This is a genomic window from Streptomyces sp. HB132, assembly GCF_016909575.1.
GTDB lineage: Bacteria > Actinomycetota > Actinomycetes > Streptomycetales > Streptomycetaceae > Streptomyces.
This window is the reverse complement of sequence record NZ_JAFBGA010000013.1, coordinates 65,682-91,316: the sequence shown is the minus strand read 5'-3', so window position 1 is coordinate 91,316 and position 25,635 is coordinate 65,682. Positions and strand designations below refer to the sequence as shown.

The window sequence follows — 25,635 nt, the reverse complement described above, 5'->3', positions numbered from 1 at the left end:
CCCTGGAGCAGACGTGACCGAGCCCGGCCCCCGTACCGCACCCTCCCGCGTCCGCACCGACATCGCCCACAACGCCCGGGTGTGGAACTACTGGCTGGGCGGCTCCGACCACTACCCCGTCGACCGCGTGGTGGGCGACCGGGTCACGGATCTGTACCCGAGCATCGGCGAAGTGGCCCGTGCCGACCGGGCCTTCCTCGGCCGGGCGGTGCGTCATCTGGCCGGTGACGTGGGGACCGGCCAGTTCCTGGACATAGGCACCGGGCTGCCGACCGCGGACAACACCCACGAGATCGCCCAGCACACGGCGCCCGACGCACGCGTCGTCTACGTCGACAACGACCCGATCGTCCTGGCGCACGCGCGTTCCCTGCTCACCAGCTCACCTGAGGGCGCCACCGAGTACATCGCCGCGGACGCCCGGGATCCGGAGCGGATCCTGCGCGGCGCCGGGCGGACCCTGGACCTCGGGCGCCCGGTCGCGGTGATGATGCTGGGCATCCTCAACTTCATCCTGGACACGGAGGAGGCGCGGAGCATCGTGAGGACGCTGATGGACTCCCTGCCGTCGGGCAGCCATCTGGTGCTCACCCATCCCACATCGGAGCTGGGCGGCGAGGGCAACGAGGCCGCGATGCGCTTCTGGAACGAGAACGCCACCCCGCCGATCACCGCCCGCAGCCGCTCCGAGTTCGCCTCGTTCCTCGACGGCATGGACGTCCTGGAACCGGGCATCGTGTCCTGCTCCCGCTGGCGTTCCGGTTCCGCCTCACGGAACCCCGGGGTGGCCCAGTTCGGCGCGGTGGGCCGCAAGCCGTAGGCGCGGGTGGCGGGTCAGGCCGGCACGGCGGCGGGCACGTGCCCCATCGCCTCGAGCCGCTTGATCATGCGCCGGACGACGAGCAGCGGGATCACCCCGAAGACGCCGAAGGACATGTCGATGACGGTCCACCAGAAGGGGATGTCCCGGATCGGCCCGCAGATCAGGGCGAGCGGGATGATCCCGGCGCAGGCGATCATGCCGAAATCGATCACCCAGATGTTGCGGACCGGGTCGCGGTAGGGGCCGTAGAAGGCGACCGCGATGACGAGATGGGCGAAGGCCAGCCAGTCGGTGCCGTACAGCACGAAGGGATAGGAGGCATCTGCCTCGTCGAGACCGGTCCGGACCCGGGTGATCCATTCTGTCAGGGCCGGGAAGTGCTCGGGGGCGGGAGACGCGGAGGACTTCAGCAGGCCCTCGGCCCAGTGGAGTTCGGTGACCAGCGGGAAGGCGGTCAGCCCGCTGAGCACCAGACAGACGATGAAGACGACCAACCACACGCGTATGCGCCGCAAGAGGGCTCGCTCGCTCATGGCCGCAGCGTACGCCCGTCGTGAACACGTTCAAAAGCAGGGTGCGCCGGAACGCGAACGGCCCCGGGCAGAACCCGGGGCCGTGGTCCTCGCCGGACGCAGGTCAGTCGTCGAGCGACGTCATGACGTGCTTGATCCGGGTGTAGTCCTCGAAGCCGTACGCGGAGAGGTCCTTGCCGTAGCCGGACTTCTTGAACCCGCCGTGCGGCATCTCGGCGACGAGCGGAATGTGGGTGTTGATCCACACACAGCCGAAGTCGAGCTTCTTGGACATCCGCATCGCGCGGGAGTGGTCCTTGGTCCACACCGAGGAGGCCAGTGCGTACTCGACGCCGTTGGCGTACTCCACGGCCTGCGTCTCGTCCGTGAAGGACTGGACGGTGATGACGGGCCCGAAGACCTCGTGCTGGACGATCTCGTCGTCCTGCCGGAGGCCCGAGACGACGGTCGGGGCGTAGAAGTAGCCCTTGTCGCCCACCCGGTGGCCGCCCGCCTCGACCTTGGCGTGCGCGGGGAGCCGCTCGATGAACCCGCTGACCTGGGCCAGCTGGTTCGCGTTGTTCAGCGGGCCGTACAGCACGTCCTCGTCGTCCGGCAGACCGGTCTTCGTGTCTGCGGCCGCCTTGGCGAGCGCGGTGACGAACTCGTCGTGGATCGACTCGTGGACCATGACGCGGGTCGCGGCCGTACAGTCCTGTCCGGCGTTGAAGTAGCCCGCGACGGAGATGCCCTCGACGGCCTTGGCGATGTCGGTGTCCTCGAACACGACGACGGGAGCCTTGCCGCCGAGCTCCAGGTGAACGCGCTTGACGTCCTTGGCCGCGGACTCGGCGACCTGCATACCGGCCCGCACCGACCCGGTGATCGAGGCCATCGCCGGGGTCGGGTGCTCGACCATCGCGCGGCCGGTGTCACGGTCGCCGCAGATGACGTTGAAGACGCCCTTGGGCAGGATCTGCCCGATGATCTCCGCGATCAGCACCGTCGACGCCGGGGTGGTGTCGGACGGCTTGATGACGACGGTGTTGCCCGCGGCGAGCGCCGGGGCGAACTTCCACACGGCCATCATCATCGGGTAGTTCCACGGCGCGACCTGGGCGCAGACACCCACGGGCTCGCGGCGGACGATGGAGGTGAGCCCCTCCATGTACTCGCCGGCCGAACGGCCTTCGAGCAGCCGGGCTGCACCCGCGAAGAAGCGGATCTGGTCCACCATCGGCGGGATCTCTTCGGTGCGGGTGAGCTCCAGCGGCTTGCCGGTGTTCTCGGACTCGGCCGCGATGAGGTCCTCGGCACGCTCCTCGAAGGCGTCGGCGATCTTCAGCAGTGCCTTCTGGCGCTCGGCGGGCGTCACGTCGCGCCAGGCGGGGAACGCGGCCGCGGCGGCGTCCATGGCGGCATCGACGTCGGCCTGTCCGGAGAGCGGCGAGGTCGCGTAGACCTCCTCCGTCACCGGGTTGACCACATCGATGGTCCGCCCGTCCGCGGCGTCCCGGAACTCTCCGTTGATGTAGTTGCGCAGACGGCGCACCTCGGTGGTCACAACCACCCCTCCTGTCGACTGTCCGATGGGTGAGACTTCCACACTAAACCGTCGGGTGTTGCTTTCGACATACCCACCCGCCGCGAACTTCGGATTCAGTGACATCGGGGTGCCTGGACAACGAATTTCATCGAATCAAGCTTGCCAGACAGACGAGTCGCGGTGCAGAGTGGATGCGTGGCCAGTCGTAGCGCAGACTCCAGGACCGGGAGCGGATCGTCACCAGCGGTCGATGCCGTCTCCCTCGCAATCATCGAGCAGCTCCAGGAGGACGGCCGCCGGCCGTACGCCGCCATAGGCAAGGCCGTCGGCCTTTCCGAGGCGGCCGTGCGCCAGCGCGTGCAGAAGCTCCTCGATCAGGGCGTGATGCAGATCGTCGCGGTCACGGACCCGCTGACGGTGGGGTTCCGGCGGCAGGCCATGGTCGGTGTCAACGTCGAGGGCGATGTCGACCCCGTCGCCGAAGCCCTGTCGGCGATGACCGAGTGCGAGTACGTGGTGATGACCGCGGGCTCCTTCGACCTCATGGTGGAGATCGTCTGCGAGGACGACGACCACCTGCTGGAGACGATCAACAAACGCATCCGGGCCATACCCGGGGTGCGCTCCACCGAGAGCTTCGTCTACCTCAAGCTCAAGAAGCAGACCTATATGTGGGGAACCCGATAGCCGTGAGCAAGGACCTCAGCCGGACCGCGTACGACCACCTGTGGATGCACTTCACCCGCATGTCGGACTACGAGAACGCGCCCGTTCCCACCATCGTGCGTGGCGAGGGGACCCACATCTACGACGACAAGGGCAAGCGCTACCTCGACGGTCTCTCCGGCCTGTTCGTCGTCAACGCCGGACACGGCCGGCACGAACTCGCCGAGACGGCGTACAAGCAGGCGCAGCAGCTGGCCTTCTTCCCCGTGTGGTCCTACGCCCACCCCAAGGCCGTCGAGCTCGCCGAGAGGCTCGCCCACCACGCCCCGGGCGACCTCAACAAGGTCTTCTTCACCACCGGAGGCGGCGAGGCCGTCGAGACCGCGTGGAAGCTGGCCAAGCAGTACTTCAAGCTCAAGGGCAAGCCGACCAAGTACAAGGTCATCTCGCGCGCGGTCGCCTATCACGGCACCCCCCAGGGCGCTCTGTCGATCACCGGACTGCCCGCGCTCAAGGCCCCGTTCGAGCCTCTGGTGCCCGGCGCGCACAAGGTGCCGAACACCAACATCTACCGCGCCCCGCTCTTCGGTGACGACCCGGAGGCCTTCGGCCGCTGGGCCGCCGACCAGATCGAGCAGGAGATCCTCTTCGAGGGCCCGGACACCGTCGCGGCCGTCTTCCTCGAGCCCGTGCAGAACGCCGGCGGGTGCTTCCCGCCGCCGCCCGGTTACTTCCAGCGGGTGCGCGAGATCTGCGACCGGTACGACGTGCTGCTCGTCTCCGACGAGGTCATCTGCGCCTTCGGCCGCCTCGGCACGATGTTCGCCTGCGACAAGTTCGGCTACGTACCGGACATGATTACCTGCGCCAAGGGCATGACGTCGGGCTACTCCCCCATCGGCGCCTGCATCATCTCCGACCGGCTGGCCGAGCCGTTCTACGAGGGCGACAACACCTTCCTGCACGGATACACCTTCGGCGGGCACCCGGTCTCCGCCGCGGTCGCCCTCGCCAACCTCGACATCTTCGAGCGTGAGGGCCTCAACCAGCACGTCCTGGACAACGAGAACGCCTTCCTCACCACGCTGCAGAAGCTGCACGACCTGCCGATCGTCGGCGACGTCCGCGGCAACGGCTTCTTCTACGGGATCGAGCTGGTGAAGGACAAGGCCACCAAGGAGACGTTCACCGACGAGGAGACCGAGCGCGTCCTCTACGGCTTCCTCTCCAAGGCCCTGTACGAGGACGGCCTCTACTGCCGGGCCGACGACCGCGGTGACCCGGTCGTCCAGCTCGCTCCTCCGCTGATCTCCGACCAGTCGACCTTCGACGAGATCGAGGGCATTCTCCGCGGTGTCCTCACGGAGGCATGGAAGAAGCTCTGACCGACGCCCCGGCGGCGCGGACCACCCCGCCGGAAGTCATTTCATACGGTCTACACGGCCCGGATGCACCCGTTCGAGTGAGAAGGGGTGCATCCGGGCCGTGTGCTGTCCCGACACCCAGGTCCGGCTGCCTAGCGTGCCGAGTGACCGATCGGCCTTGCCTTCGTTCCCCCGTACGGGGGAACGGGAAATCTGATCCGAACCGAGGTGTACGCCATGGCCCCGCCCGACAACGACGTGATCTGGGCACGTTCCCTGCACCACTCCCACAACGGATCGCCGGGGCTCAGCGGCGTCTCGCTCGGTGTCCGCGACGGCGAGGTGCTCGCCGTCACCGGGCGCCGCGGGTGCGGCAAGACGACTCTGCTCAACTGCCTGTCCGGCCAGCTGGTGCCCCAGCAGGGCGAGGTCTGGTTCAACAGCGTGCCCGTGCACACCATGGGCCCCCGGCTGCGCGAGCAGCTCCGCCGGGACAGATTCGGCTGGATCGCGGCAGAACCGCAGCTCGTCCCCGAGCTCAGCACCTGGGAGAACGCGGCCCTGCCGCTGCTGCTCCGGGGTGTCTCGCACCGGGCCGCCAAGAAGGCCGCCACCGAGTGGCTGGAGCGCCTGGACATCGGCCCGCTCGCCAGGAAACGGCCCCACACGCTGCTCCAGTCCCAGCGCCAGCGGATCTCCGTGGCCCGCGCGCTCACCGCCTCACCGTCCGTGATCTTCGCGGACGAGCCGACGGCGAGCCTGCACCACGCCGAGCGCACACAACTCCTCCGCACACTCACCACGGCGGCGCGGTCCCACGGGATCACCGTCGTGCTCGCGACCCACGACGCCGATGTCGCCGCGCTCGCCGACCGTGTGGTCGGCATGCTGGACGGCCGCCGGGTCACCAACGTCTCCCTGCCCGCCGCGTCCGATACGGAAGGCCGCTCGGCGTGCTCGCTCTCCGTCTGACCCGCGGCTCGCACCCACTCGTCCTGATGCGGCGTCTGCTCCTCGCCGCCGCGTCGGCCGGGGTGGGCTTCCTGCTCCTGTGCACCCTGGGATACGCCTCCGGGCACCCGGCGCACGCGTCGAGTTCCGTACTCCGGCTGCTGTGGTGCGCCGTCCCGCTCGCCGCGACCGTCCAGTTCGCGGTGGCGGTCGCCCGTACGGATCCGAGCACCCGCCCACGGCCCGGGCTGTTCGCAGCCGGTCTCGGACCGGCGCGCCTCTCCTTGCTGGCGGCGATCTCGACGGCGGTGTCCACCACCCTGGGGTCGATGGTGGCGCTGCTCGTCTTCCTCCACCTGCGCGGCGATCTGACAGGCCTTCCGTTCGACGGCGGCGCCGCCGAGTTCCTCGGCGCCGGCACTCCCCTGCCGCTCGCCGCCGCACTGACGCTGCTGGCGCTGGTGCCGCTGGCCGCGTCGGCGGCCGGCGGGCTCGCGCTCCGCTCCAGGCCGGTCGCACCGTCCGACGCCCAGGAAGCCGAGGAGGACCTCGCCCCCGCGCCCACGCCGAAGGGGCTGCCCTGGGGAGTCGCCCTCACCGCGGCCGGCCTCGCGGTCGAGGCGTACGCGAGCCGCGGCTCGGCGGGCAACCCCTTCCCGCTGCCCGGCCGACTGGACTCCACCCCAGCCGCCGTCCTCGCCGGCTGGACCCTCACCGCGATCGGCCTGGCCATGGCGGGCCCCGGCCTCACCCATCTGTGCGGACGGCTGCTCCAGGCGGTGCGCCCGGGAGCCGTACGCCTGCTGGCGGGCAGGGTCCTGATGGACGAGGCGACCAGGATCGGCCGCCCGCTGGGCATCGTCTGCGCGGTGCTGTCCGGGGTGATCGCGGCCTCCGTGCTCTACACCGGCGGCCCCCGCCCGTTCGGCCCGCTCACCGCGCTCGGCGCCGTCCTCGTCCTCGGCTGCACCACCGCGACCCTCCTGACCACCGCCCTGGAGGCCAAGCAGGCCCGTGCCCGTACGGCCGGGACCCTGCTGCGACTCGGCGCCCCGGCCTCCGCGCTGCGCGCCGCCGCCATCCTGCGGGCACTGGTCCTACTGGCCGTCTTCGCCCCGCTGACCTGGGCGATCGCCGAGCTGGCGGCACTGCCTCTGACGGGGTGACATCCGCTGCGGGGGCGGTCCGTAGCATGGCGGCGTGGAGAATCCGGACGAGAACACCTACGCACCCGGCGTCGAGATAGAGACGCTCAGCGCATTCGACCAGGCAGTCGCGGCCGGAACCCTGGCCGGCCACCGTGTGCAGTCCCTCGACCTGAGGGAGCGGGGCGACGCGCTGCTCACGACGGGCGCCCGGGGCGCCGTCTTCCTCGGCTGCCGCATGGAGCCCCGCGCCGAGGCGAAGGTACGCGCGGACGGGGCCTTCGTCTTCCCGCCGGTCCCCGGGCTTCCCTTCGACCCGTACCGCGGGCTGCTCTACACACCCGACGCCCTGTACGAGGGTCTGGCGGAGGGCGGTTACGAGGCGACGCCCGACGCGCGGGCGTACGACTGGTTCCAGGCGACCAGGTCGAACGGCGACGTCTTCGCGTCCATGCTGCGGGCGCTCCACGACGACGCGGTCTCCGACGCCCTGGACGAACACCTCACCGGGGCCCGGGTGGTGGGCGTGATGGGCGGCCACGCGCTGGCCCGCGGCTCCGCGGCCTACCACGGGGCGGCGATGCTCGGCAGGGAGCTGGCCCGCAGCGGTCTGACCGTGGCGACGGGCGGTGGCCCCGGCGCCATGGAGGCGGCCAACCTCGGCGCGTACGCGGCTCCGCACTCCGACGCGATGCTGTTGAAGGCCTGCGAACTCCTCGCGGCCACACCGTCGTTCAGCCCGTCGGTCACCGACTGGGTGGGGGCGGCCTTCGCCGTACGGGAGCGCTGGCCCGAGGGTGGGTCCTCGGTCGCGATCCCCACCTGGTTCTACGGTCACGAGCCTCCGAACGCCTTCGCGGACCACATCGCCAAGTACTTCGCGAACGCCGTGCGCGAGGACGGGCTGCTGGCCCGCTCGACCGCCGGGGTGATCTTCCTGCCGGGCGCGGCGGGCACCGTGCAGGAGATCTTCGACAACGCGACGCCGAACTACTACGAGTCCCGTTCCGCGCCCACCCCGATGGTGCTGGTGAACCGTGCGCACTGGACGGAGAAGCTGCCCGCCTGGCCGTTGCTCAGGGCACTCGCGGCGGACCGGGCGATGGAGTCCCGTATCGCACTCGTCGACACGGTGGAGGAGGCGGCCCCGGCGCTCGCCCGGCTGACGGGCTGACGGGCTGACCTCAGGGCCGGCCGGTTCAGCGGGCGGCGAGCCGGGCGTCGAGGGCGTCGAAGAACGCCTCCCAGCCGTCCTCGGCCGCCGCGTACTGCTCGGGCGTGAGGTTGCCGCCGCGCTGCCGGAAGACCATCTCGGTGGACTTCCGGCTCATCTCGGTGAAGGTGACGGTGACCGTCTCGCCCTCGATGTCCGCGGGCGCGCTCCGGTCCTTCAGCGTGAAGACGAGCCGCTCGGGGGCGGACACCTCCCGGTAGACGCCGTGGAAGGGCATCTCCGCGCCGGGCACCACGATGACCAGGCTCCACTCGCCGCCCGGCGTGACATCCATCGACACCCGGTCGAGCGGCACGTCGGCGTCGCCCCCGTACCAGGCGGCGAAGTCCTCGGGGACCGTCCATGCCTCGAAGACCCGGTCCCGCGGCGCCGCGACGACACGGGTGATGTCGATGCCCTCACGCGCCGACTGCGTCATGGTTCCTGCCCCTTCCGGCCGTTTCCGTGTCCAGGGGATCACGCCCCGGGGAGAGCCGCCAGCCGGTCGTGCGACCGCTTCCGCTCCCGTTCGGCACGGGCACGTCTCCGTCCCGTCGCCCCCATGACCACCGCACGGGGCCGTCCACGCGGAGCGCGAGGAGCGGAGCGGCGGTCACGAAAGGCCCCCTGCCGTCCACGGGGCGGCCCGTCTCCGTCTCGTACCGCACCGGCGAGTCAGCCCCGGGCGTCCGGTGCGCCGGGGGCCTTCCCCGGTGGCCTCGTCGGCCACCGGGCCGGCAGTGCGGCTAAGCCGGGAGGGAGAAGCCCTCGGGCACCGAGCCCTCGACGAACAGCATCCCCACCCGGATCTTGCCCTCCCGTATCTCCATGGCCCGCCGGTACTCGGGGGAGTCGTACCACTCCCTGATCCGGTCCATGTCAGGAAACTCGATGACCACGAACCGGGAGGAGTCCCAGGTGCCTTCGACGGGCTCGGGCGTGGGGCCCGCCACCAGGTACCTGCCGTCGTGGCTGAGGACGGACTTCTGGGCCACGGACGCATAGGCCAGGGCGGCCTCCTCGTCGAGCACATCGGCGGTGACGATGACGTAAGCGGGCATGCGGTTCCTCGTTCCTCGGGTACGGAGTCGCTGGTGCCACGGCGCGGACTGCTGGTCGTCGCCTCGCTGTTCGGCAGTGAGCGACGCAGCCGGGCGGCAGAAGCATGCCCCCTTCCCGCCGGGTCGATCCCTGCGCACGTCTCTCCTCGTGTGCGGCACGGGCCGAAGCAGGTCGGGGCGGAGTGATCCGACCGGCGATCAGAAACGACCGGGCACGGACCGGGGCGACGTGGCGGGGCCCGCCGGACGGTGCGGGCTCCCGGAGGGCCGCGTACGGGCGCCACCGGTCGTGCTTCGGCCGACGGCCTAACGGGCCGGGGGAAGGACCACCGTCTCGGCCGGGTCGAACGTCACACCCACGACGGCCCCCTCCTCAGGGGTGTCCCGCAGACCGCACTCCGCCTCCAGGGCCGGACCGTCGCCGGGGTGCAGGGTGACGGTGACGTGGTGACCGCGGAAAGTGCGCGCGCCCACCCTGCAGCGCAAACCGTCCTTCGGGCCGCCGATCCGCACGCCGCCCGGGCGCACGAGCAGCTCGCATCCGCCCTGGGGAGAGTCGTCGGGGACCGGCACCTTGCCCCAGACCGTGTCGGCGGCCGCCCCCGTGACCGTTGCGTCGACCAGGTTGTCGAAGCCGAGGAAGCGGGCGACGAAGGAGGACGCCGGTTGCTGCCACACCTCCAGGGGGGTGCCCGCCTGGGCGATCCGGCCGTCGCGCATGACCACGACCCGGTCGGCGAGCGCGAAGGCCTCGCCCTGGTCGTGGGTGACGGCGAGCACCGTGGTGCCCAGCCGGCCGAAGAGGGTGCGCAGTTCGACGACGAGCCGTTCGCGCAGGCTCCGGTCCAGCTGGCCCAGCGGTTCGTCGAGCATCAGCAGCTTCGGGCGCGGCGCGAGGGCCCGGGCCAGTGCCACCCGCTGCTGTTCGCCGCCGGACAGGGCGGCGACGGCCCGGCGGTCCGCACCCGGAAGGCCGACCAGGTCCAGGAGTTCGCCGGCCCTGCGGTCCCGCTCCGCGCGGGGCACACCGTGCATCTTCAGCCCGAAGGCGACGTTGGCGCCGGCGTCCCGGTGCGGGAACAGCTGGTGGTCCTGGAACATCAGGCCCAGTCCCCGCCGGTGCACGGGCAGGGCCGCCTGGTCGGCGCCGTCCAGGAACACCCGCCCGCCGTCCAGGGGCTGCAGCCCGGCCACGGCCCGCAGGAGCGTCGACTTGCCGCTGCCGCTGGGGCCCAGCACACAGACGGTCTCGTGGTCCGCGACCTCCAGGTCGACGGCGTCCAGCGCGGTCCGCCGCCCGAACCGGACCGTGGCCGACTCCACTGCCAGCATCTTCAGAACTCCCCTGATCGGTCGGTGCGGATACGTTCGAGCAGGAGCAGCGACACCGCGCAGACGAGCATCAGGATCGTGCTGAGTGCCATCGCCTGGCCGTAGTTGAGCTCTCCTGAGCGCCCCAGCAGCCTGGCGACGGCGACCGGCAGGGTGGGGTTGTCGGGGCGCGCGATGAACACGGTCGCGCCGAACTCACCGAGCGACACGGCGAAGGCGAAACCGGCGGCCACCAGCACCGCCCGCCGCACGAGCGGGAGGTCCACCTCTCGCCAGGCCCGCAGCGGCGAGGCGCCGAGGACCGCGGCGGCCTCCCGCAGCCGTTCGTCGACCGCGCGCAGGACGGGCAGCATGGTCCGTACGACGAAGGGGACGCCCACCAGTGCCTGGGCGAGCGGCACGAGGATCCAGGACGTACGCAGGTCCAGCGGCGGCTCGTCGAGGGTGATGAGGAAGCCGAAGCCGACGGTGACCGCCGACACTCCGAGTGGCAGCATCAGCAGGGCGTCGAAGCCGCGCACCAGCCTGCCGGCCCGCCGTGTCAGCGCTGCGGCCGCGAGGCCGCCGATCACGAGGGCGATGAGGGTCGCGACCAGCGCGTAACGCAGTGAGTTCCCGATGGCGTCGAGTGGCGGCACCAGGAACGTGGACCCGTTGGCGTCGACGGACTGCAGCGCGCGGTAGAAGCCGAATCCGTAGCCGCCGGCGGTGTCCAGGGAGCGTTCCACCAGCACGCCGAGCGGCAGCAGGATGAGCAGCAGCACCGTCAGCAGCACGCCGCCGAGCAGCGCCCGCTGTCCGGCGCCGCGGGGCGGCCGGGCGGTCTGCGCCGGGTCGACGAGCTTCAGGGCCGTCTCCCGGCGCCGTACGGTCCAGGCGTGGACGGCCAGGATCCCGCCGACCGCCACGAACTGGACCAGGGTCAGTACGGCGGCCGTCGGCAGATCGAGGAGCTGGGCGGTCTGCCGGTAGATCTCCACCTCCAGCGTCGAGTAGGCCGGACCACCGAGGATCTGGACCACGCCGAAGGAGGTGAAGGTGAAGAGGAAGACCATGAGCGCGGCGGCGGCTACGGCCGGAGCCAGCGCGGGCAGCGTCACGCGCCGCCAGGCGGCGAGGCGTCCGGCGCCGAGCACCCGGGCGGCCTCCTCCTGGCGTGGGTCGAGCTGGGACCAGAGCCCGCCCACCGTCCGCACGACGAGCGCGTAGTTGAAGAAGACGTGGGCGAGCAGGATCGCCCACACCGTGGTGTCGAGGCGTACTCCCCAGAGCTCGTCGAGGAATCCGCCGCGCCCCAGGAGCGCCAGGAAGGCCGTACCGACGACGACGGTGGGCAGGACGAACGGCACGGTCACCACGGCGCGCAGCAACTGCTTGCCGGGGAAGTCGAACCGCGCGAAGACGTAGGCGCCGGGCAGCGCGATCAGCAGGGTGAGCGCGGTCGAGGCGAGTGCCTGCCAGGTGGTGAACCAGAGGACGTCGAGGATGTCCGGCCTGCTGAGTACCGTGCCGATCCGGCCGAACTGCCAGTCGCCGTCCGCCTTCAGCCCCCGGCCGACGATCGCGGCCACCGGATAGGCGAAGAACAGCGCGAAGAACGCGACGGGCACGGCCATCAGGCCGAGCCGCACCGCGTTCCCGCGCACGCCGCCACCGTGGGTGCGCCCCCCCTTGTCCCGGGGCGCGCCGCCCTTGCCGGTGCGTCCGCCCTTGCCCGGGGGCCGCGCGGTTACTTCACGACGAGCGAGGACCACGACCGGACCCACTGCTCACGGTTCTCGGCGATCTGCTCCGGTGCGACGGTCGCCGGCTTGTCGACCGTCGCACCGAACTTCTTGAACAGCTCCGGCAGCTTCGCGTCCTTCACCACCGGGTTCACGAACATGTTCAGCGGCATGTCCTCCTGGAACCGCTTGCTGATCAGGAAGTCCAGCAGCGCCTTGCCGCCCGCCTCGTTCTTCGCGCCGTCCAGCAGACCGGCGAACTCGATCTGGCGGAAGCAGGTGCCGGTGGCGACACCGGTCGGGGCCTCGGTGGGCTGCGGATCGGCGTACAGCACCTCGACGGGCGGGCTGGAGGCGTAGGAGACGACCAGCGGGCGGTCGGCCTTGGCCTTCCTGCCGCCCGCGGAGCCGGAGAACTCGTCGTTGTACGCCTGCTCCCAGCCGTCGACGACCTTGACGCCGTTGTCCTTCAGCTTCTTCCAGTAGTCCTGGTAGCCGTCCTCGCCGCGGGTGGCGACGGTGCCGAGCAGGAAGCCGAGTCCGGGCGAGGAGGTCGCGGCGTTCTCGGTGACGAGGAGGTTCTTGTACGCGGGCTTCAGCAGGTCGTCGAAGGTCTTCGGCGGGTCGAGCTTCTTGTCGGCGAAGTACTTCTTGTCGTAGTTGACGCAGATGTCTCCGGTGTCGACGGGCGTGACCCGGTGCTTGTCGGCGTCGAGCCGGGTGTCGGCGGCGACACGGTCGAGGCCCTTCGCCTCGTACGGCGTGAACAGGCCGTTGTCGAGGGCGCGGGAGAGCAGCGTGTTGTCGGCTCCGAAGAAGACGTCGCCGCGCGGGGACCCCTTGGTGAGGATCTCCTGGTTGAGCGCGGCTCCGGCGTCGCCGCTCTTGAGCACCTTGATCTTGTAGCCGGTCTCCTTCGTGAACGCCTTGAGTACGGCGTCCGAGGCGTTGAAGGAGTCGTGGCTGACCAGGGTGACGGTCTTGGAGCTCTTGGATCCCTCGCCACCCGCGGACTCGTCGTCCTCCCCGCCGCAGCCCGCGAGCGCGGATATGCCGAGTGCGGCGGCGAGCGCGGTCACCGCGTACTTCGTGGTGTTGTTCATGTGATTCCTCCTGGAGATGACCAGGAAGAGACGCGGCCCTGCCCGCTCGGCGAGCGGGCAGGGCGCAACAGCTTGAGTAAGGTCCGAACTTCCTACCCGGAATGACCCGGGCGAGGTTCAGAGGGTCTGCGGCCGACCTGTCCTCGGTGCCGCACTCTCAGCGCTGTGGCGCTCCCCTGTCGGAATATGAAGTTGATTTCCCGGCCAGGCTACACCGGCCGGAACACGCCGGACCGGCCGGATCGCACCCGTCCGCCCGGGCCGCCTCAGCGCTCGGAGGCCGCCAGCTGCCCGCAGGCCCCGTCGATCTCCTGGCCGCGGGTGTCCCGGACGGTGACCGGCACGCCGTGGGCGGCGATGGCGTCGACGAACGCCTTCTCGTCCTCGGGGCGCGAGGCGGTCCACTTCGAACCCGGGGTCGGGTTCAGTGGGATGAGGTTGACGTGGACCCGCTTGCCCTTGAGCAGCCGGCCCAGCCGGTCACCGCGCCATGCCTGGTCGTTGATGTCCCGGATGAGCGCGTACTCGATGGAGATGCGGCGGCCGGACTTCTCCGCGTACTCCCACGCGGCGTCCAGAACCTCCCGGACCTTCCAGCGGGTGTTGACGGGCACGAGGGTGTCGCGCAGTTCGTCGTCCGGGGCGTGCAGCGAGACCGCGAGGCGGCACTTGAAGCCCTCGTCGGCGAAGCGCAGCATCGCAGGCACCAGGCCCACCGTGGACACGGTGATCCCGCGCTGCGAGAGGCCGAGTCCGTCCGGCTCCGGGTCCGTCAGCCTGCGGATCGCGCCGACCACGCGCTTGTAGTTGGCCAGCGGCTCGCCCATGCCCATGAAGACGATGTTGGACAGCCGCGCCGGCCCGCCCGGGACCTCGCCGTCGCGCAGCGCGCGCATGCCGTCAACGATCTGGTGCACGATCTCCGCGGTCGACAGGTTGCGATCGAGTCCCGCCTGCCCGGTCGCGCAGAACGGGCAGTTCATGCCGCAGCCGGCCTGGGACGAGATGCACATGGTCACCCGGTCCGGATAGCGCATGAGGACGGACTCGACGAGCGTCCCGTCGTGCAGCTTCCAGAGCGTCTTACGGGTGGTGTCGTCGTCGCAGCTGATGTGGCGCATCACCGACATCAGGTCGGGGAACACCGCCTCGGCGAGCTTCTCCCGCGAGGCGGCCGGGATGTTGGTCCACTCCGCCGGGTCGTGCGCGTACCGCGTGAAGTAGTGCTGCGACAGTTGCTTGGCACGGAAGGGCTTCTCGCCGGTCGCGGCGACTGCTTCCTTGCGCTCGTCGGGCGTGAGGTCGGCGAGGTGCCGCGGCGGCAGCTTGGCTCCGCGGGGCGCGACGAAAGTGAGTTCTCCGGGCTTAGGCATGGTTCATCCAGTGTCGCAGACACGCCGTGGTCCTCAGGTCCGCCGACAACCCGGGCGGGACGCCAGCGGCCCTCGGCACGGCTCCGCCCCAGGTCAGCGGGCGTGCGACGGCCCAAGGACGGCCCGGGCGCGGGCAGATACGGTGACCGGTCGCACAAGGTGTGCGGGGGAACGGGGACCGCTCCCCCGTCCACGGGCGCCCGGGAGCGACGGCCGCCGGGCCGGAGACCCGGCATACGGCGGAGGGGCCGGTCGTCCAGCTGGACGACCGGCCCCTCCCCCGAAAGTGCGACGCACGGAACTCAGCCGGATCCGACGAACAGCACCAGCAGCAGCCATACGACCGGGGCGCTGGGCAGCAGCGAGTCCAGCCGGTCCATGATGCCGCCGTGGCCGGGCAGCAGCGTGCCCATGTCCTTGATCCCGAGGTCCCGCTTGATCATGGACTCACCCAGGTCGCCGAGCGTGGCGCTGGCCGCGACGGCGAGGCCCATCAGCAGCCCCTGCCACCAGCTCCCGCCGTCGATCAGGAACTCCATGCACAGGGCGCCGGCGACCATCGCGAAACCGACCGCGCCGAACAGGCCTTCCCGGGTCTTCCCGGGGCTGATACGGGGAGCAAGCTTGTGCGTGCCGAAGCGCCAGCCGACGGCGTACGCGCCGGTGTCACTGACCACGGTCAGCAGCAGGAAGGTCAGCACCCGCCACGCGCCGTCGTCCGCGGTGAGCATCATCGCGACGAACGTGGCGAGGAACGGCACGTAGAACACGGCGAAGACCCCCGCCGTGACGTCCTTGAGGTAGCCCTCGGGCGGCTCCGTCATCCGCCACACGAGCACCGCCAGAGCGGTGAGCGCCATCGCGACCCAGGCGCCCTCCGCCTCCCTCACGTAGCCGGCGACGACCATCGCGGCGCCGCCGACGGCGAGCGGCACGAGAGGGGCGTTGATGCCCTTGCGCTCCTTGAGCCGGGAGGTGAGCTCCCAGAGGCCGACCACCACCGCCAGCACGACCACGCCGACGAAGACGGCCTTCACGACGAAGAGGGAGCCGGCGACGAGGGCGCCGAGGGCGACCCCGACACCTATGGCAGCACGCAGATCACGCCCCGCACGCTTCTTGGGCGGCGGGGGCGGCAGCGGGGTGGACATGGGCTCCTGCGGCTTCTCGTCACGGAACAGGGGGCCGCTGACCCGCGCGGCGTCCCTGTTCCGGTCGTCGCGGTCGTCAGCGTCTCTACCTGCGTCGGGAACGTCCGGCACGATGGGCATGGGCCGAGTCTGCTGGGCGCCGTGCACATCGTATGCAGGACCCGCCGGAGCGGCCCCCATCTCGGGCGCGCCCCGGTAACCGGCTCCCTGCGGGGCGCCCCAGGAAGAGTCGTTCATCAGACTTCGAGCAGCTCGGCTTCCTTGTGCTTGAGCAGCTCGTCCACCTGCGCGACGTACTTCGCGGTGGTGTCGTCGAGCTCCTTCTCCGCGCGGCGGACCTCGTCCTCGCCGGACTCCTTGTCCTTGACGAGCTTGTCCAGCGACTCCTTGGCCTTACGGCGGATGGAGCGGATCGAGATCTTGGAGTCCTCGGCCTTGGTCTTGGCGACCTTGATGTACTCCTTGCGGCGGTCCTGCGTGAGCTCGGGGAACGTCACACGGATGATGTTGCCGTCGTTGCTCGGGTTGACGCCGAGGTCGGAGTCACGGATCGCCTGCTCGATGTTGCGCAGCGCGGTCTTGTCGAACGGGGTCACCACGGCCATCCGCGGCTCGGGAACCGAGAACGAGGCCAGCTGGTTGATCGGGGTCAGCGCGCCGTAGTAGTCGGCGACGATCTTGTTGAACATCGCCGGGTGCGCACGGCCGGTACGGATCGCGGCGAAGTCCTCTTTCGCCACGACGACGGCCTTCTCCATCTTCTCCTCGGCCTCGAGGAGGATTTCTTCGATCACCACGTGCTCCTGCGTGTCTTGAGCGGACCCGGCATCGTCGGGTCCTGCGGATCCTGCGTCGCGTCCTCACCTGCACGGTGTCCGACCGGCAGGCCGTTGTCCATCGGTTCGGGCCGTCAGGCCCGGGTGCTCTCGTCGCTCACCAGCGTGCCGATCTTCTCACCCTTGACCGCGCGGGCGATGTTGCCCTCCGCGGTCAGCTCGAAGACCAGGATGGGGAGCTGGTTGTCACGGCAGAGTGTGATCGCGGTGGCGTCGGCGACCTTGAGGTCGCGGGCGATCACCTCGCCGTACTGCAGGGCGTCGAACTTCACCGCGTCGGGGTTGGTCTTCGGGTCGGAGTCGTAGACCCCGTCCACGCCGTTCTTCCCCATCAGCAGCGCCTCGGCGTCGATCTCCAGGGCGCGCTGGGCAGCGGTCGTGTCGGTGGAGAAGTACGGCATGCCCATACCCGCACCGAAGATCACGACGCGGCCCTTCTCCAGGTGCCGTACGGCACGGAGCGGGATGTACGGCTCCGCGACCTGGCCCATGGTGATGGCGGTCTGGACGCGTGAGTCGATGCCTTCCTTCTCCAGGAAGTCCTGCAGCGCCAGGCAGTTCATGACCGTGCCGAGCATGCCCATGTAGTCGGACCGCGCCCGGTCCATGCCGCGCTGCTGGAGCTCGGCGCCGCGGAAGAAGTTGCCGCCACCGATGACGACCGCGATCTCCGCGCCGTCGCGCACGACCGCGGCGATCTCGCGGGCGATGGTGTGCACGACGTCGGGGTCGACGCCGAGGCCTCCGCCACCGGCGAAGGCCTCGCCCGAGAGCTTCAGCATGAAGCGCCCGGAAATCGTGCCGTCGTCGCGCTTGTGGTCACCCTGTGTGGCGTCCGCGCCCTTGTTCATGGGGATTCTCCTCGTGCACATACGAAGAAGGCCATTGCCGGTGGGTCTGTTGTCCCTCAGCGGCAATGGCCTCCTCGTCAGATCTGCGGTCGTACGGCTGAGTGCGGCCGACGACTGCACCAGACCCTATCGGGTCCACCGTTGTTCGCGGACGGACTCAGATGCCGACCTTGATGCGCGCGAAGCGCGTCAGGCTGACACCGGCCTCGTCCAGGACCTTCTGGACCGACTTCTTGTTGTCCTTCGCGAAGGCCTGCTCGAGAACGACGACCTCCTTGAAGAAGCCGTTGACGCGACCCTCGACGATCTTCGGGAGGGCGGCCTCGGGCTTGCCCTCCTCACGCGAGGTGGCCTCGGCGACGCGGCGCTCGTTCTCGACCGTCTCGGCCGGGACCTCGTCGCGGTTGAGGTACTTCGGGGCGAAGGCGGTGATGTGCTGCGCGACGTCCTTGGCGACCTCGGCGTTCTCCTTGTCCAGCTGGACGAGGACGCCGACCTGCGGCGGGAGGTCGGGCATGGTGCGGTGCATGTACGCAGCCACGTAACCGCCGGTGAACTGCGCGAAGCGGTCCAGGACGATCTTCTCGCCGAGGTTGGCGTTGGCTTCGTCCACGTACGCCTGGACGGTCTTGCCGGGCTCGATCTCCGAGGCGAGGAGCGCCTCGGTGTCGGCCGGGGAGGTCGCGGCGACGTGCGCGGCCAGGGCGTTGGCGACGGCCTGGAACTTGTCACCCTTGGCGACGAAGTCCGTCTCGCACTTCAGCTCGAGCAGGACGCCGGACGTCTTGTCCTCGGAGATGAGGGAGACGACGGCACCGTTCTCGGCGGAACGGCCTTCGCGCTTGGCGACGCCCTTCTGGCCCTTGATGCGGAGCGCCTCGACGGCGCCGTCGACGTTGCCGTCGGCCTCGTCGAGCGCCTTCTTGCAGTCCATCATGCCGGCGCCGGTGAGCTCGCGGAGCTTCTTGACGTCAGCGGCGGTGTAGTTCGCCATGAGTCTGTTTCTCTCTCGAAGTCTGAAAGATACGGGTGAACGGCGGGGGCGGTGCCGGTGCACCGACCCCCGCCGTCATTCAGCCGTGACTGACGGGTGTCAGGCCTGCTCGGCGTCCGCGGCCGGAGCCTCGGCGGCGGGGGCCTCGGCGGCGGCCGGGGCCTCAGCCTTCTCGGCGTCCTGCTCGTCGGCGGCGGCGGCCGGCTCGGCGTCGGCGGCCTTCTCGGTCTCGGCGGAGGACTGGACCTCGGCGTCGTCCTTCTTCTCGCCCGTGAGCAGGTCACGCTCCCACTCGGCGAGGGGCTCGCCGGCGGCCTTCTCGCCCGGCTTCGAGTCACCGGTGGCGGCACCGGAACGGGCGATGAGGCCCTCGGCGACGGCATCGGCGATCACGCGGGTGAGCAGGGTGACGGAGCGGATCGCGTCGTCGTTGCCCGGAATCTTGTAGTCGACCTCGTCGGGGTCGCAGTTGGTGTCGAGGATCGCGACGACCGGGATGTGGAGCTTGCGCGCCTCACCGACGGCGATGTGCTCCTTCTTGGTGTCGACGATCCAGACGGCGCTCGGCACCTTCTGCATCTCGCGGATACCACCGAGGGTCTTCTCCAGCTTGGCCTTCTCGCGGGAGAGGACCAGGAGCTCCTTCTTGGTGAGGCCGGAGGCGGCCACGTCCTCGAAGTCGATGAGCTCGAGCTCCTTCAGACGCTGAAGGCGCTTGTAGACGGTGGAGAAGTTGGTGAGCATGCCACCGAGCCAACGCTGGTTGACGTACGGCATGCCGACGCGCGTCGCCTGCTCGGCGATGGCCTCCTGGGCCTGCTTCTTCGTACCCACGAACATGATGGAGCCGCCGTGGGCGACGGTCTCCTTGACGAACTCGTAGGCGCGGTCGATGTACGACAGCGACTGGAGCAGGTCGATGATGTAGATGCCGTTGCGCTCGGTGAAGATGAAGCGCTTCATCTTCGGGTTCCAGCGACGGGTCTGGTGACCGAAGTGGACGCCGCTTTCCAGCAGCTCCCGCATCGTGACGACGGCCATGGCCGTACTCCTTGAGGTACTCGGTTGTCGCGACCGCAGGATTGCTGTCGCGCCTGACGCCCCGACGCGCCGTGCCACAAGGGACCGAGAAGCGCGGCCACCGTCCGCAGAGAGGGAGGTGGAGGGGCGTGCGAAGTCGACCCGGTGACCCGGATCGCCAGAAGAAGTGTACGGGACCCGCCGGGTGCCGGGTGACGGCGATGTCCACAACGCCCCGGCCGTCCACAGAAGCGGACCATGATCCCCGGCGAGGGGGTCTTCGGGGGATCGTTCCCCTCATGTGCCGCTCACCAGGAAACCCGGTCGACGCCCCGTTCCGTGAAGCCCTTCCCGCGGTGCTCCTCGCACCCGTACCCAGGCCCTCCGCGTGCACGCCGCCCCTGCCGGCCGCACTGGTGTCGGCACTGGTGGTCGGACTGCTCACGGTCCTGCTGGGGCCTGCCACAGCCGAGGCCGCGACGGGAGCGCCGGACGGCGACCGGGTCTGGCCGCTGGCGGGCCGGCCCCTGGTCGTGCGCGGCTGGGAGCCGCCCGCCGGGCCCTACGGGCCCGGTCACCGCGGAGTCGACCTCGCAGGCCCACCGGGCACTCCCGTACGGGCGGCAGCCCCGGGCCGGGTCGCCTTCGCCGGACCGGTGGCGGGGCGTGGGGTGCTGTCCGTCGACGTGGCCGGGAGTGGGGAGCCCCCGCTCCGCTTCACCTACGAGCCCGTGAGGCCACAGGTCACCGAGGGCGAGGAGGTGGCCGCCGGACAGGTGGTGGGGGTGATCGGACCGGAGCCGTCCCACTGCGCCCAGGGCTGCCTGCACTGGGGCCTGCGACGCGGCGTCGATTATCTGGACCCGCTGTCGCTGCTTCCTCCGTCGCTGCTGCGACGCGGGCCGTCCCGGCTGCTGCCGGTGTCCGGCGTCCCGCTCGCGGAGGCGGCCCGGACCACCGCTCAGCCGCGCACACCGCGCAGGACCATGGCCACGGCCGTGTCCGCGACGATGCCCGGTTCCTCCGCCGCGCCCAGTTCGATCCTGCGCACCGCGGCGTCCACCGAGCCCTGCAGCAGCATGGCCGCGAGCCTCGGCTCGGTGTGGCCCAGGTCGGCGAGCGCCTCGACGATCATCGCGATGAGCCCGCCGTGCGCGGCGCGGATCTTCTCCCGCGCGCCCGCGTCGAGCTCGCTCGCCGAGATCGCCACCACCGCACGATGCCGCCGGTCTCCGACGAGATCGAGCTGTCGGCGCACATAGGCCTCGATCTTCGCCTCGGGTGTACCGGCTCGCTCCATGGCGCTCTCGACCTCGGCGGCCCAGAGGGGGAAGTCGACGGCGCAGAGTTCCTCGACCACGGCGGCGCGGGACCGGAAGTACTCGTATACGGACGACCTGGCGAGGCCGGTGCGCTCGGCGAGGGCGGGGAAGGTCAGCGCCTCCGTACCACCCTCGGACAGCAGGGAGCGTGCGGCGTCCAGGAGGGCGCCGCGCTGCATGGTCCGGTGCTCGGCCACGGAGGCCGCTCGAATCCTGGGCACCGGTCCACTCTACGGCGGCACCGGTGCCCGGTGGGGTCCGCGTCCGCAGCCGGGTGGCCGAAGCCGCTCCCGCTCAGCGTCCGGCGTCGGCGAGTTTCGCCCGGAGCTGCAGCACCGACTTGGTGTGGATCTGACTGACCCTGCTCTCGGTGACCCCGAGGACGTTGCCGATCTCCGCGAGGGTGAGGCCCTCGTAGTAGTAGAGCGTGACCACGGTCTTCTCACGCTCGGGGAGGGTGTTGATGGCGCGGGCGAGCAACCGTCTGAGCTCGCGGTCCTCGGCGACCTCGACCGGATTGTCGGCGGCGGTGTCCTCCAGGGTGTCCATCAGGCTGAGCCGGTCACCGCCCTCGCCGCCGACATGCAGCAGTTCCTCGAGTGCCACCACGTTGGCGAGCGACAACTGGCTGAAAACTGCGTGTAGTTCCTCCAGTGCGACGCCCATCTCAGCGGCCACCTCGGGCTCCGTGGGCGTGCGCCGCAGCCTCGCCTCCAGCGTGGCGTAGGCACGCTCGACGTTGCGCGCCTTCTGTCTCACGGACCGGGGAATCCAGTCCAGTGCCCGGAGTTCGTCGATCATCGCGCCACGGATCCTGGTGATCGCGTAGGTCTCGAACTTGATGGCCCGCTCGATGTCGAACTTCTCGATGGCGTCGATCAGCCCGAAGACGCCGGACGAGACGAAGTCCGCCTGCTCCACGTTGGACGGCAGCCCCACACTGACCCGGCCGGCGACGTATTTCACGAGGGGCGAGTAGTGCAGGATCAGCTGCTCCCGCAGCCGTTCGTCGCCGGTGGTCTTGTACGAACGCCACAACTCGTCGAGCGAGGAGGGGGCGGGAGGGCGCACAGTGCCACGCGCTGCCGGTGGCGCTGCCGCACGGTCAGACCCGGAGGTGTGCTGGGGCATGTGGTGCCTTGAGCCGTTCTGCTGTGAAGTGCTGGGACGTGTCTCTGGGGCGGATTCCTCGTGAGCGTAGCGTGACTGGGGTGTTGCTTTGCGCGCAGGACAAGGGAGCCGTGCTGTGCGAATACGTACCAGATCTCTCGACGTCCTCCCGCCGTCGGACAGGGCCGAACAGCGGGGGCCGTCACCACGCGCACCGCCCCCCTGACGCCTGGCCGGGTGCCGCCGAGGTCGTCGGCATCACCTTTTCACCCGAATGCTCCGGGTCAAGTACCGGCTCGCCGCGCACCCCCGTCGCGTGTGCGTCCGGGCGTCAACCGCCATCCGTCGCCCTCGCGTTCGACGAACCCCAGTGAGTGCAGTTCGTACAGCCGCCCGAGGGCTTCGTCCGTTGACGCTCCGGCGCTCCGGGCCACGTCACGCCCGTCCATCACGCCTGTGCCGGGCAGTGCGTCCAGCACCCGCGCGCAGGCGGCGTCGAGCAGGTCCCGGGGCAGGACGGGACCGCGTCTGACAGGGGCCAGTTCCCCCATCTCCCCCACCAATTCGGCGATTTCTGCTGCATCGGTAACCAACACACCCTCGCCGCGCAGGAGTTCATGGACGCCGGCCGAGAGGCCGCTGGTGGCCGGGCCCGGCACCCCCATGATGAAGCGGCCCAGCCGTTCCGCGTTCCTCGCGGTGACCAGTGAGCCGCTGCGGTACTCGGCCTCCACCACCACGGTGCCTCGCGTGAGTGCCGCGATCACCCTGTTGCGCAGGATGAACCTGCTGCGCGTCGGATGGTCCGAGGGCGGCAGCTCACCCATGACCATGCCCTGCTCGACGATGCGCCCGATCAGCTCGGCGTGGCCCCGGGGGTAGGCCATGTCCACCCCGCAGGCCAGGACCGCCACGGTCGCTCCTCCCGCGGCCAGCGCCCCGCGGTGGGCTGCACCGTCCACCCCGAACGCGGCGCCGGAGACCACCACCCAGCCCAGCTCGGCCAGCCCTGACGCGAGCGTCGCGGCCATGTGCGCCCCGTACGGTGTGCAGGCCCGGGCTCCGACCACGGCGACCGAGCGCAGCGCCCAGAGGCGCAGGTCGGACCGGCCTCTCACCCAGAGACCGATGGGCCGCGCGTCCCCCAGGTCGTCGAGCTGGCTCGGCCACTCCCGGTCCCCGGGGCAGACGAAGCGCCCGCCGATCGCGGCCACGTCCGCCAGGTCCTTTCCCGGGTCGGCGCTCGACGCCCGCAGGCGACAGCCGGCGAGCCGGGTCGCCGTCATCCCCTTGAGCCCTCGCGCCGATCCGTCGGTGCCGGTGAGACGCCGGATCAGCTCGACGGGCCCGACCTCGCGGATCCAGCGGCCACCGCGCTCGTCCCCCGGCTCGAACACGCGGGTCAGGGCGGCACGCGCCAGCCGCTCCCGCTCCCCCTGGCCCGGCGGGGCGTTCACGAGGCACCCGCCCGCATCACGGCCCCCCGCTGGATGCCCGTACGCAGTTCCAGTGCCGCCGCGATGTCCGAGGCGTCCGGGCGGTCGGCGGCACGCAGGTCGGCGACCGTCCACGCCACGCGCAGGACCCGGTCGAGGCCGCGGGCCGTGAGGACGCCCCGCTCCATGTCACGCTCGGCGGCCATCAGTGCGCCCGGCGCCGTGACGAGCCTGGTCCGCAGTTCGTGCCCGGGCACTTCGCTGTTGGTGGTCCAGGGGGTGCCGGCGAGCCGCTCCGCGGCGCGCTCCCTGGCCTCTCGCACCCGGCCCGCCACCTCGGCCGAGGTCTCCCCTCGGCCGCCGCTCCCCATCAGGTCGGCCCTTCCGACCGGCTCGACCTCGACGCGCAGGTCGACGCGGTCGAGCAGCGGGCCCGACAGCCTCGCCTGATAGCGGCGGACCGCGGAGGGCGGGCACTCGCAGCCGGCACCGGCCAGGGTGTGCCTGCCGCACGGGCAGGGGTTCGCGGCGAGGATCATCAGGAAGCGGGCGGGCAGCCGGACGACCCCGGCCGCGCGTGCGACCACGACGTGCCCGGACTCCAGGGGCTGGCGCAGCGCGTCGAGTGCCCTCACGGAGAACTCCGGTGCCTCGTCGAGGAAGAGGACACCCCGGTGTGCCAGGGACACCGCTCCCGGCCTCGGCAGACCGTTCCCCCCGCCCACGAGTGACTGCATGGTCGCCGAGTGGTGCGGGGCGCAGTACGGCGCTCCGCTGATCAGGGGTTCACCCGGCGGGAGGATGCCCGCGACCGAATGCACCGCCGTCACTTCGAGGGACTCCTGCCGGGACAGCGGCGGCAGGATCGCCGTGAGCCGCTCGGCCAGCATGGTCTTACCCGCGCCCGGCGGCCCGGAGAGCAGCAGGTGGTGCCCTCCCGCGGCGGCCACCTCCAGCGCCTTGCGTGCCCGCCCCTGGCCCGCCACATCGGCCAGGTCCGGCCGGTGTGCCGTGCCGTCGGACGAGAACGGTGCCAGCCCGGTGCCGAGGCCGGCTCCGGGCACCATCAGCCCCGCGAGCATCGTGTCGGGGCGGCCCCGGTCGGAGGCAGGCTCCTCGGGCACGGGTTCGTCGCCGAGGACGGCGATCACCTGGCGCAGGCTCCGCACGCCGAGGACGGTGACGCCCGGCACGAGGGCGGCCTCTCCCGCGGTCTGCTCCGGGACGACGACGTGCCGGTACCCCGCCTCCGCCGCCGCGAGCACCGCGGGCAGCACCCCGCGCACGGGGCGGACCCGGCCGTCGAGGCCGAGCTCCCCGATCATCACCACATCGGCGATGGCTGCAGGATCGATCCGGTCCGCCGCGCCGAGCACCGCACACGCGACGGCCAGGTCGAACCCCGAACCGCCCTTGGGTACGGACGCGGGGGAAAGGCCCACCGTGAGTTTCTTCTGTGGCCAATCCGCCCCGGAATTGACGACCGCGGCCCTGACCCGGTCCCGGCTCTCCACCAGGCTCTTGTCCGGCAGGCCGACGAGCGTGAACGCCGCCACGCCCGGTTCCAGATCGGCCTGGACCTCCACCACCACGCCCTCGACGCCGACGAGCGCCACCGAACAGGCCCGCGCGAACCCCATCAGGCCACGCCCCGCACGTGCTCGGTCACCGGGGCGCCGCGGCTGGGCAGAACCACACCGACCAGATCGATCCGGACCCCGCCCGGCGGCGGGCCGCCGTGACCGACGAGCCAGATCTCGGCGAGCCTGCGCAGCCGGTCGGCCTTGGTCCGTGTGACCGCCTCCATCGGATGTTCGAAGGAGCCCGCCCTACGCGTCTTCACCTCGCAGACGACCACCGCGTCGCCGTCCCTGGCGACGATGTCGATCTCTCCCGAGCGACACCGCCAGTTGCGCTCCAGCACCGTCATACCGGCGTCAGCCAGCAGCCGTACCGCCAGATCCTCGCCGTACCGCCCGAGTGCACCCCGTGCGTTCATATCGGCACCACCTCCGGCACCGACTGTGACGCGCCCCGCCCGAGCTGGTGGATCTTGGTGGACAACCAGATCGATGTGAATATCCCGGCCACCCGGACGAGTG

Annotated in this window: 24 protein-coding genes, 1 pseudogene and 1 riboswitch; of the genes and pseudogenes, 7 read left to right on the top strand and 18 right to left on the bottom strand. The window is 70.7% G+C overall.

The window, feature by feature from the left end; genetic code table 11:
- Positions 1–13: 13 nt before the first annotated feature.
- Entirely contained in the window at positions 14–820 is an 807-nt protein-coding gene (locus tag JOC24_RS25255; protein WP_205022682.1) for an SAM-dependent methyltransferase, read from the top strand.
- Positions 821–834: 14 nt separating this feature from the next.
- On the opposite strand, the gene JOC24_RS25250 is transcribed toward JOC24_RS25255, so the two are convergent.
- Both JOC24_RS25250 and JOC24_RS25245 read right to left on the bottom strand, forming a co-directional pair.
- The gene (locus tag JOC24_RS25250; RefSeq protein ID WP_205022681.1) at positions 835–1,356 is read right to left on the bottom strand and encodes a hypothetical protein; all 522 of its coding nucleotides are present in this window, start codon (positions 1,354–1,356) and stop codon (positions 835–837) included.
- Between the two features lie 103 nt (positions 1,357–1,459).
- The gene (locus tag JOC24_RS25245; RefSeq protein ID WP_205022680.1) at positions 1,460–2,899 is read right to left on the bottom strand and encodes a gamma-aminobutyraldehyde dehydrogenase; all 1,440 of its coding nucleotides are present in this window, start codon (positions 2,897–2,899) and stop codon (positions 1,460–1,462) included.
- 177 nt (positions 2,900–3,076) lie between these two features.
- On the opposite strand from JOC24_RS25245, the gene JOC24_RS25240 reads away from it, so the two are divergent.
- The 5 genes from JOC24_RS25240 (at position 3,077) to JOC24_RS25220 (ending at position 8,181) form a co-directional block, all read left to right on the top strand.
- On the top strand, positions 3,077–3,568 hold the full coding sequence (locus JOC24_RS25240) for an Lrp/AsnC family transcriptional regulator (RefSeq protein ID WP_205022679.1): 492 nt from the start codon (positions 3,077–3,079) through the stop codon (positions 3,566–3,568).
- Positions 3,553–4,932 (top strand): aspartate aminotransferase family protein, encoded by a 1,380-nt coding sequence (locus JOC24_RS25235; protein WP_205022678.1) that lies wholly within the window; start codon positions 3,553–3,555, stop codon positions 4,930–4,932. Before JOC24_RS25240 ends, JOC24_RS25235 begins: the two co-directional genes overlap by 16 nt.
- Positions 4,933–5,148: 216 nt before the next feature.
- Positions 5,149–5,883: an ABC transporter ATP-binding protein gene (locus JOC24_RS25230; protein WP_205022677.1), complete on the top strand. Its 735-nt coding sequence runs from the start codon at positions 5,149–5,151 to the stop codon at positions 5,881–5,883.
- Entirely contained in the window at positions 5,865–7,028 is a 1,164-nt protein-coding gene (locus JOC24_RS25225; RefSeq protein WP_205022676.1) for a hypothetical protein, read from the top strand. The genes JOC24_RS25230 and JOC24_RS25225 overlap by 19 nt, the downstream gene beginning before the upstream one ends.
- Positions 7,029–7,062: 34 nt before the next feature.
- Entirely contained in the window at positions 7,063–8,181 is a 1,119-nt protein-coding gene (locus JOC24_RS25220; RefSeq protein ID WP_205022675.1) for an LOG family protein, read from the top strand.
- Between the two features lie 25 nt (positions 8,182–8,206).
- Here JOC24_RS25220 and JOC24_RS25215 read toward each other — a convergent pair whose 3' ends face one another.
- The 11 genes from JOC24_RS25215 to rpsB all read right to left on the bottom strand — a co-directional run bounded on the left by JOC24_RS25215 (position 8,207) and on the right by rpsB (position 19,686).
- Positions 8,207–8,659 carry an SRPBCC family protein gene (locus tag JOC24_RS25215; protein ID WP_205022674.1) on the bottom strand — a complete coding sequence of 151 codons (453 nt, stop codon included), beginning with the start codon at positions 8,657–8,659 and terminating at the stop codon, positions 8,207–8,209.
- A 307-nt stretch (positions 8,660–8,966) separates the two neighbouring features.
- Positions 8,967–9,281: a DUF1330 domain-containing protein gene (locus JOC24_RS25210; protein ID WP_205022673.1), complete on the bottom strand. Its 315-nt coding sequence runs from the start codon at positions 9,279–9,281 to the stop codon at positions 8,967–8,969.
- 306 nt (positions 9,282–9,587) lie between these two features.
- The gene (locus JOC24_RS25205) at positions 9,588–10,613 is read right to left on the bottom strand and encodes an ABC transporter ATP-binding protein (protein WP_205022672.1); all 1,026 of its coding nucleotides are present in this window, start codon (positions 10,611–10,613) and stop codon (positions 9,588–9,590) included.
- 2 nt (positions 10,614–10,615) lie between these two features.
- Positions 10,616–12,229 (bottom strand): ABC transporter permease, encoded by a 1,614-nt coding sequence (locus tag JOC24_RS25200; RefSeq protein ID WP_205022749.1) that lies wholly within the window; start codon positions 12,227–12,229, stop codon positions 10,616–10,618.
- A 113-nt stretch (positions 12,230–12,342) separates the two neighbouring features.
- Positions 12,343–13,440, bottom strand: coding sequence for a thiamine ABC transporter substrate-binding protein (locus tag JOC24_RS25195; RefSeq protein ID WP_205022671.1), 1,098 nt, complete (start codon positions 13,438–13,440; stop codon positions 12,343–12,345).
- A gap of 71 nt (positions 13,441–13,511) precedes the next feature.
- A riboswitch (TPP riboswitch) is annotated at positions 13,512–13,628 on the bottom strand.
- Between the two features lie 78 nt (positions 13,629–13,706).
- A complete protein-coding gene (gene rlmN, locus JOC24_RS25190) occupies positions 13,707–14,813 on the bottom strand; it encodes a dual-specificity RNA methyltransferase RlmN (protein WP_205022670.1) in 1,107 nt (368 codons plus the stop codon).
- A gap of 302 nt (positions 14,814–15,115) precedes the next feature.
- A complete protein-coding gene (locus tag JOC24_RS25185; protein ID WP_205022669.1) occupies positions 15,116–16,201 on the bottom strand; it encodes a phosphatidate cytidylyltransferase in 1,086 nt (361 codons plus the stop codon).
- Positions 16,201–16,758, bottom strand: coding sequence for a ribosome recycling factor (frr, locus tag JOC24_RS25180; RefSeq protein ID WP_031100531.1), 558 nt, complete (start codon positions 16,756–16,758; stop codon positions 16,201–16,203). The genes JOC24_RS25185 and frr overlap by 1 nt, the downstream gene beginning before the upstream one ends.
- Before the next feature lie 116 nt (positions 16,759–16,874).
- On the bottom strand, positions 16,875–17,651 hold the full coding sequence (pyrH, locus tag JOC24_RS25175; protein WP_205022668.1) for a UMP kinase: 777 nt from the start codon (positions 17,649–17,651) through the stop codon (positions 16,875–16,877).
- Between the two features lie 157 nt (positions 17,652–17,808).
- Positions 17,809–18,645: a translation elongation factor Ts gene (gene tsf / locus JOC24_RS25170; protein WP_205022667.1), complete on the bottom strand. Its 837-nt coding sequence runs from the start codon at positions 18,643–18,645 to the stop codon at positions 17,809–17,811.
- 99 nt (positions 18,646–18,744) lie between these two features.
- Positions 18,745–19,686, bottom strand: a complete 942-nt coding sequence (gene rpsB / locus JOC24_RS25165; RefSeq protein WP_205022666.1) for a 30S ribosomal protein S2 — start codon at positions 19,684–19,686, stop codon at positions 18,745–18,747.
- Between the two features lie 200 nt (positions 19,687–19,886).
- Here rpsB and JOC24_RS25160 point away from each other — a divergent pair.
- A pseudogene (locus JOC24_RS25160) lies at positions 19,887–20,471 on the top strand (murein hydrolase activator EnvC); the annotation flags it as partial.
- Positions 20,472–20,626: 155 nt separating this feature from the next.
- Here the strand turns inward: JOC24_RS25160 and JOC24_RS25155 are convergent.
- The 5 genes from JOC24_RS25155 to JOC24_RS25135 all read right to left on the bottom strand — a co-directional run bounded on the left by JOC24_RS25155 (position 20,627) and on the right by JOC24_RS25135 (position 25,532).
- Positions 20,627–21,184, bottom strand: coding sequence for a TetR/AcrR family transcriptional regulator (locus JOC24_RS25155; RefSeq protein ID WP_205022748.1), 558 nt, complete (start codon positions 21,182–21,184; stop codon positions 20,627–20,629).
- A gap of 97 nt (positions 21,185–21,281) precedes the next feature.
- Positions 21,282–22,118, bottom strand: coding sequence for an RNA polymerase sigma factor WhiG (whiG, locus tag JOC24_RS25150; protein ID WP_205022665.1), 837 nt, complete (start codon positions 22,116–22,118; stop codon positions 21,282–21,284).
- A 263-nt stretch (positions 22,119–22,381) separates the two neighbouring features.
- Complete coding sequence (dprA, locus tag JOC24_RS25145; protein WP_205022664.1) at positions 22,382–23,554, bottom strand: DNA-processing protein DprA; 1,173 nt, start codon at positions 23,552–23,554, stop codon at positions 22,382–22,384.
- Positions 23,551–25,173: a YifB family Mg chelatase-like AAA ATPase gene (locus JOC24_RS25140; RefSeq protein ID WP_205022663.1), complete on the bottom strand. Its 1,623-nt coding sequence runs from the start codon at positions 25,171–25,173 to the stop codon at positions 23,551–23,553. Before JOC24_RS25140 ends, dprA begins: the two co-directional genes overlap by 4 nt.
- Positions 25,173–25,532 (bottom strand): YraN family protein, encoded by a 360-nt coding sequence (locus tag JOC24_RS25135; RefSeq protein WP_205022662.1) that lies wholly within the window; start codon positions 25,530–25,532, stop codon positions 25,173–25,175. Before JOC24_RS25135 ends, JOC24_RS25140 begins: the two co-directional genes overlap by 1 nt.
- Between the last annotated feature and the right edge of the window lie 103 nt (positions 25,533–25,635).

Excerpts from the sequence above, each read along its gene's own strand:
- JOC24_RS25250 (WP_205022681.1), bottom strand. The coding sequence starts at position 1,356 with ATGAGCGAGCGAGCCCTCTTGCGGCGCATACGCGTGTGGTTGGTCGTC.
- JOC24_RS25230 (WP_205022677.1), top strand. The coding sequence starts at position 5,149 with ATGGCCCCGCCCGACAACGACGTGATCTGGGCACGTTCCCTGCACCAC.
- JOC24_RS25215 (WP_205022674.1), bottom strand. The coding sequence starts at position 8,659 with ATGACGCAGTCGGCGCGTGAGGGCATCGACATCACCCGTGTCGTCGCG.
- JOC24_RS25210 (WP_205022673.1), bottom strand. The coding sequence starts at position 9,281 with ATGCCCGCTTACGTCATCGTCACCGCCGATGTGCTCGACGAGGAGGCC.
- JOC24_RS25205 (WP_205022672.1), bottom strand. The coding sequence starts at position 10,613 with ATGCTGGCAGTGGAGTCGGCCACGGTCCGGTTCGGGCGGCGGACCGCG.
- JOC24_RS25200 (WP_205022749.1), bottom strand. The coding sequence starts at position 12,229 with ATGGCCGTGCCCGTCGCGTTCTTCGCGCTGTTCTTCGCCTATCCGGTG.
- JOC24_RS25195 (WP_205022671.1), bottom strand. The coding sequence starts at position 13,440 with ATGAACAACACCACGAAGTACGCGGTGACCGCGCTCGCCGCCGCACTC.
- rlmN (WP_205022670.1), bottom strand. The coding sequence starts at position 14,813 with ATGCCTAAGCCCGGAGAACTCACTTTCGTCGCGCCCCGCGGAGCCAAG.
- JOC24_RS25185 (WP_205022669.1), bottom strand. The coding sequence starts at position 16,201 with ATGAACGACTCTTCCTGGGGCGCCCCGCAGGGAGCCGGTTACCGGGGC.
- pyrH (WP_205022668.1), bottom strand. The coding sequence starts at position 17,651 with ATGAACAAGGGCGCGGACGCCACACAGGGTGACCACAAGCGCGACGAC.
- tsf (WP_205022667.1), bottom strand. The coding sequence starts at position 18,645 with ATGGCGAACTACACCGCCGCTGACGTCAAGAAGCTCCGCGAGCTCACC.
- rpsB (WP_205022666.1), bottom strand. The coding sequence starts at position 19,686 with ATGGCCGTCGTCACGATGCGGGAGCTGCTGGAAAGCGGCGTCCACTTC.
- whiG (WP_205022665.1), bottom strand. The coding sequence starts at position 22,118 with ATGCCCCAGCACACCTCCGGGTCTGACCGTGCGGCAGCGCCACCGGCA.
- JOC24_RS25140 (WP_205022663.1), bottom strand. The coding sequence starts at position 25,173 with ATGGGGTTCGCGCGGGCCTGTTCGGTGGCGCTCGTCGGCGTCGAGGGC.
- JOC24_RS25135 (WP_205022662.1), bottom strand. The coding sequence starts at position 25,532 with ATGAACGCACGGGGTGCACTCGGGCGGTACGGCGAGGATCTGGCGGTA.